Source organism: Desulfomarina sp. (assembly GCF_054039375.1).
Genome location: NZ_JBPLBA010000244.1, coordinates 1 through 5,751, shown reverse-complemented (window position 1 = coordinate 5,751; position 5,751 = coordinate 1). Strand labels below are relative to the sequence as shown.

Here is a 5,751-nt window from a genome sequence, read left to right as displayed (position 1 = left end):
ACCCCAGCTTTTCACGGTCTCTTTTGTCCGCATAGGTTGGATATGATTGCTACCCCTGTGACCAGTTACTGGGAAAGTCCTGCCTGTAAAATCATCAATTTCCATCTGAAAAATATTTTCGGGCACTTTGTGTATCCAAGGTCAGAAAATAAAAAAGCTTGCAGTTTCAACTGTTCATGCTACTTTTTGAGAGCCATGGATTCAGGATAACGGCAGAAGTTATAAAATCATATAGTGTATAATTGCTCACAGGTACAGAATAATGACAAACGCTGCGTTTATCAATGCCTGAAGGTCACCCATGAGAGGAAGCGGATGAATTTATATACCGGATTGACAGCGTATGACCTGGTTGTTCTCGGTCTCTTTGCTTTACTGATTGGTCGAGGTATCTGGCTCGGTCTTTTGAAGCAGGTGACAACTCTTCTCGCCCTCTACTTCGGATATTTTGCCGCAGGTCAGTATAATGAGCTGATCTTCCCGATTTTGAAAGATATTTCCGATAATCCCAAGGTAATTTTTCTAACCAGCTATGTTATACTTTTTATTGCCACCTATATAATAGTTATGCTGATCGGCAAATTGCTGGCCTATGTCATACAACTCACTATAGCCGGGTGGTTCGACCGGCTTCTTGGCGGGTTGGTCGGTTTTGCCAAAGGGGTCATTCTTGTTGTGCTGCTGCATATGATCCTGGGAACCCTTCTGGCGCCGGAAAACCCCATGCTGCGAAAGTGTGTAACCTGCGATGTTTTGAACAATACGGCAGACGTCACCCGACAGTTTATCCGGGATGAAGACGTGCGAAAAGCACTTACTCAGAAAAATCCGGCTATCTCCATGGATGCGGTCAGGGAATACCTGGTTCCCGATAAGGAGGCCGGTGAGAATGGAACCGGAAGGCAGGCTGAACAGGCTGAAAACTGATGGCGGCAAAACGTAAAAAAAAAACCTGTCCTACAGGGAGTGTCATTATCGCTCTTTTTCTGATTCATCCAACCTTGTTTCTTCCTTTGTAAAAATAAAGGATACAGATCTGCATATTCTTGCAGACAGGGATGTTACTGAGCAGGCTGAAAATCTGGCTCTGCAGTTCAGAACCCAGGTGGAAAGTTATATCGCGGAACACCCGATTTTTCTCAACTCCCTGGTGCCTCTCCCGCCTGATGATCTGGCACCGCCACTGATCAGAGAGATGCTGTATGCCGCAGGAAAAGCCGGTGTGGGACCCATGGCGGCCGTGGCTGGTGTTATTGCCGAATACGTGGGAAAAGGATTGATGAAAAACGGTTGTTCACAGGTGATGGTGGAAAATGGAGGAGATCTGTTTCTGCACCGCATCACTGAATGCAGGGTGGCAATTTATGCCGGAGAATCGCCACTGAGCAATAGAGTAGGAATCCGGTTGTCTCCCCGGGAAATGCCTCTTGGTATCTGTACTTCTTCAGGAACCGTGGGGCATTCCCTGAGCTTTGGCAATGCCGATTCGGTGACGGTCGTTTCCCGGTCTACACCCCTGGCAGACGCCGTCGCAACACGGCTGGGCAATGAGGTGACGGGACAGGGGAGAGGAGATGGGGGTGTAAAAAAAGTGCTGGAAACCGGTCTTGCCATAGAAGGGGTCTTGGGGGTTGTGGTGATTTGTGATAAACTGATGGGGGCAGCGGGGCAGGTTGAGTTGATCAAACTGGAACAACCGGAGTGAAGTTCAGAGGTAATAAAATCATAGAGTTGCCGCCCTGTGAGGAGTTACGTTGTGAAGGTGGAAAACAGTGTTCATAATGAAGATGACCGGAGAGTGGAAGATCGAGACGGAATTATATTCTATCTGCGTGTTTTTGACGGCAAAAGCACGCGAATAGTTGGTCATCTGGTTAATATATCTCCCCGGGGCCTGCTGCTGCTCTGTGATGACCCTGTTGTGGCCGGGGAGGATTACAGGCTTCGTCTCTGCCTGCCCCCAGTGGTAGCGGACAGGAGGGAAGTGGTTATTTCCGCGACCAGCAGATGGTGCAGCCGGGAGGATGATTCAGAATTTTACCGGGCTGGTTTCCAGATCCATGATCCGTCACCGGAAATTGCCAAAACCGTTGATCTGCTGGTGGAGAAATGCGGCTATAAACCAACCGACTGAGCACTCTTTTTGGCTTCTTCCAGTAGAGCTTCCCTGTGTTTTTCAACAAACCTGTTGATATCTTCCTGCCAGCTGCGAAATACGGAAATACCTTCTTTTTTCAGAACAGAGTTTTCCAGGATGGAGTTTGCCGGACGATGGGCTGGTGTCGGGTATTCGGCGGTGGTGCAGGGTCGCATGGAATAGGGGACCTCCATTCTGTCCAGGAAATAGCGGGCTGCTTCATACCAGCTTGAATAACCCTCTGCCGTAGTGTGCATGATACCGGTGAGCCTGGAATCCAGCAGTTTGTCGATCTGCAGGGCCAGGGTGTATGACCAGGTGAGGGAGCCGAACTGGTCGTCGACAACCTTCAGTTCCCTGCCAGGATCAGCCAGGGCAAGCCTCAGCATGGTTTTCAGGAAGTTTTTACCTGTGGCGGAATATAGCCAGGCCGTGCGGAGGATGACCGAGTCACCCGCATGGGCAAGAACAGCCTCCTCTCCAGCCAGTTTTGATTTGCCGTACTGAGACAGGGGATTTGGCTTGTCGGTTTCCAGATACGGTTGTGGTACTTTCCTGTTGCCGTCAAAGACATAGTCGGTGGAGACATGTATCAGCCTGCTGCCCAGTTCTGCGGCAGCTTTCGCCAGATGGGCCGGTCCTTCGGCATTGACTTTCCAGGCCAGAGAAGTCTCCTCCTCGCAGCCGTCAACTGCCGTGTAAGCCGCGCAGTTTATTATGACCTCCGGTCTCGCGTCCGTCAAAAATGGAATGATGCTGTCAGGGTTGGTGATATCAACGTGGGGAATGTCGCAGCCGATGGTTTCATGGCTGGTACCGAGAAGATCGGCACAGTCTGATCCGAGTTGCCCGTTTGTTCCTATTATTGCGATTTTCATCTTTTTCCTTTCAAAATTCAGCCTGATACTTGTGAACCTGGGGATGTGGCTGTTTTATCAATCCTGCTTCATTTTCTCTTCAGCAACAATATCAGTGATATACTGGCCATACTGGTTTTTCAGCATATCGGTGGCCTGGGCGGCCATTTCATCCAGAGTGATATAGCCCAGCTGGTAAGCTATTTCTTCAATACAGGCAATTTTAAGTCCCTGCCTGTCCTGAACGGCCTGGACATAACTGGATGCCTGCTGCAGGGATTCATGGGTGCCGGTATCCAGCCAGCAGAAGCCCCGTCCGAGGGGTTTGACCTGGAGGGTGCCTCGCCTCAGATATTCGTTGTTGATATCAGTTATTTCAAGCTCTCCCCGTGCAGAGGGTCTGACCTGGGCAGCAATAGTTGTGACCTCGTTATCATAAAAATAGAGGCCCGGTACGGCGTATTTTGATTTCGGTTTTTCCGGTTTTTCCTCTATGCCGATGACCTTGTTGTTCCTGTCAAATTCAACAACACCGTATCGCTCCGGGTCCCTGACCAGGTAGCCGAAGATCTGCCCGCCACTGGTCAGTCCGGCGCTTTCCTGGAGAATGGCGGAAAAACCGGGGCCGAAAAAGATATTGTCCCCGAGAATAAGGCAGACCGAGTCATTGCCGATAAATTCCCTGCCGATAAGAAAGGCCTGGGCCAGTCCTTCAGGTCTTGGCTGTACCGCATAGCTGATTGAGAGTCCCAGGTGGGAGCCGTCCTTGAAAAGTTCAGTGAATCCGGGGAGATCATGGGGGGTTGAAATGATCAGTATTTCCCGTATTCCCGCAAGCATAAGCACTGACAGCGGGTAGTAGATCATCGGCTTGTCGTACACCGGAATCATCTGTTTGGAAATGGCTTTTGTGAGCGGATAGAGCCTGGTGCCGGATCCGCCGGCGAGTATTATTCCTTTCATATTAAAAGTGATGGACTGTTATAATGGATGTTGTACCCTTTAAAATCACAGAGTTACTATCCCTGTGACCAATTACTTTGCTTTTTGTTGTCAGGCGTGGTTTTATTTATTGCTTCATAATGATGTACTCAGGAAAAAACAGCAATGAATATAACGGGACGCAATGAAAAAGGAAGGAAAAAATGGAACCGACTCTCCCATCCTGTTTTAAGGCCTATGATATAAGAGGGCGGGTGCCCGATGAGCTCAATAGCGATCTTGCCCGAAAAACAGGTCGGGCTTTTGCGGCGCTCTTCGGATTGAAAAAGGTTGTGATAGGCAGGGATATCAGGCTGAGCGGTGGTGATCTTGCAGGGGCACTTGCAGATGGATTACGGGATATGGGGGTTCATGTGCTTGATCTCGGGCTCTGCGGTACAGAGGAAATCTACCATGGAACTTTCAGTATGGAGGGCAACGGAGTTGATGGTGGTGTTATTGTTACGGCCAGCCATAATCCTGCCGATTACAATGGAATGAAGTTTGTGTTAAAAGGCGCACGCCCGGTAACCGGCGAGTCAGGACTGCAGAGAATGGCCGGGATGATAGCCGACGGTACCCTGCCGGCGCCGGCGGGACAGCGTGGAGCATTGGAAACGCTTGACATTAAAGGGCGATATGTGGATCATCTGCTGGGGTACATCGACAGGAAGTCTCTTAAACCATTGAAAATTGTGGTCAACAGCGGGAATGGCTGTGCCGGCGCTGTTATTGATATGCTTGAGCCGCATCTTCCCTTCACCTTTGTCAGGTTGAACCATGAACCGGACGGCAGTTTCCCTAAGGGAGTGCCCAATCCACTTCTCCCTGAGAAAAGAGCGGAAACGGCGGAGATGGTCAGGTCCCATGGTGCCGACATGGGGCTCGCCTGGGACGGGGACTTTGACCGCTGTTTTTTCTGGGATGAGCATGGAGAATTTATAGAAGGATATTATATCGTGGGTCTTCTGGCTCTGCAGATGCTGAAGAAAGAGCCAGGGGCAAAGATTCTCTATGATCCCCGCTTAACCTGGAATACAGAGGAACTCGTAAAAGAACACGGGGGAGTTCCGGTGATGACCAGAACCGGCCACGCCTTTATCAAGGAAAGAATGCGCAGGGAGAACAGTATATATGGTGGCGAGATGTCGGCCCATCACTATTTCAGGGATTTTGGTTACTGTGATTCAGGAATGGTGCCATGGCTGCTTATTGCCTCCCTGTTGAGCAGTACGGGAAAAAAGTTATCGGAACTGGTGAAGGATCGTGTGGCTGCCTATCCGGTTTCCGGAGAGATCAACAGCCGGGTAGAAGATCCGGATGGAGTCATTGCTGCTGTTGAAAAGGCTTATGGTGACGGCGAAAAAGATTATACTGACGGTCTCAGCATATCATTTACGCACTATCGTTTTAATATACGAAAATCGAATACGGAGCCGCTGCTTCGTCTCAATGTTGAAACAAGGGGCGATGTCGCTCTACTGCAGCAAAAGACAGAAGAGCTGCTGCAATTCATTACTTGATTACCCATGAAACTCAGCCAAATTGTGGATTGGGCCTGTTTTCTCCGGCTGGCCTACGGTCAAAAATCACTGGAAATCTCAATTGATAAGGAATGCAAATGAAAAAGTATCAGTCCAGGTCATTTCATAATCAGTCTAAAGTGATTTTTGAAATACGCCTGATAAAACAGGCCCAATCCCCAGACTCACAAATAACAGGCTGAGTTTCATGCGTAATCGGAATTCATTAAGTAATTGAGGGAAATTGTGAAAA

6 protein-coding genes are annotated in these 5,751 nt (G+C 49.3%); 4 read left to right on the top strand and 2 right to left on the bottom strand.

Features of this window, described 5'->3' with window-relative positions; translation table 11 throughout:
• The first annotated feature begins 315 nt into the window (after nucleotides 1–315).
• From ACXLDX_RS13570 to ACXLDX_RS13560, 3 genes are read left to right on the top strand one after another with little or no spacing between them, the layout of a single operon-like run.
• Complete coding sequence (locus tag ACXLDX_RS13570) at nucleotides 316–927, top strand: CvpA family protein (protein ID WP_457577727.1); 612 nt, start codon at nucleotides 316–318, stop codon at nucleotides 925–927.
• 25 nt (nucleotides 928–952) lie between these two features.
• On the top strand, nucleotides 953–1,705 hold the full coding sequence (locus ACXLDX_RS13565; RefSeq protein ID WP_503417358.1) for a UPF0280 family protein: 753 nt from the start codon (nucleotides 953–955) through the stop codon (nucleotides 1,703–1,705).
• 51 nt (nucleotides 1,706–1,756) lie between these two features.
• Entirely contained in the window at nucleotides 1,757–2,134 is a 378-nt protein-coding gene (locus ACXLDX_RS13560; RefSeq protein ID WP_457577725.1) for a PilZ domain-containing protein, read from the top strand.
• Here the strand turns inward: ACXLDX_RS13560 and rfbD are convergent.
• Complete coding sequence (gene rfbD, locus ACXLDX_RS13555) at nucleotides 2,116–3,015, bottom strand: dTDP-4-dehydrorhamnose reductase (protein ID WP_457577724.1); 900 nt, start codon at nucleotides 3,013–3,015, stop codon at nucleotides 2,116–2,118. The two genes, ACXLDX_RS13560 and rfbD, sit on opposite strands and share 19 nt — an antisense overlap.
• A 57-nt stretch (nucleotides 3,016–3,072) precedes the next feature.
• Complete coding sequence (gene rfbA, locus ACXLDX_RS13550; protein ID WP_457577723.1) at nucleotides 3,073–3,957, bottom strand: glucose-1-phosphate thymidylyltransferase RfbA; 885 nt, start codon at nucleotides 3,955–3,957, stop codon at nucleotides 3,073–3,075.
• Between the two features lie 182 nt (nucleotides 3,958–4,139).
• Between rfbA and ACXLDX_RS13545 the strand changes: the two genes are divergently transcribed.
• Complete coding sequence (locus ACXLDX_RS13545) at nucleotides 4,140–5,498, top strand: phosphohexomutase domain-containing protein (RefSeq protein ID WP_457577722.1); 1,359 nt, start codon at nucleotides 4,140–4,142, stop codon at nucleotides 5,496–5,498.
• Nucleotides 5,499–5,751: the final 253 nt, after the last annotated feature.